We start from the raw sequence: 269 nt of genomic DNA on the forward strand, positions 1-269 counted from the left end.
TTGAGCGGACAGGCCCCGGTATTTGATGAATTTACGTTTGATTTCCCGGAACTGCTACAGCGCAAGAAGAACGGGGAAACATGGATCAGAATTGCTCAAAGTTTGAGTGTAAGTTCAACCAAAATTTCATCTGAATTACGTGAATATAAAAAGCGTGTCGCTGAACATATGGCAAAGCAAAACGGCGAGGAACCGGGGGCAGCGTAAAGCTGCTCCTCTACCCTAGAAAGGGTGTGTCTTATGTCAGCCTTTAAACCGAAGCCAGATCA

Annotated in this window: 1 pseudogene; it reads left to right on the plus strand. The window is 45.7% G+C overall.

The features are described from left to right. Nucleotides 1-207, plus strand: a pseudogene (locus SB775_RS29950) (hypothetical protein); the annotation flags it as partial. Nucleotides 208-269 lie beyond the last annotated feature (62 nt).

This window comes from Peribacillus sp. SIMBA_075 (assembly GCF_046534585.1).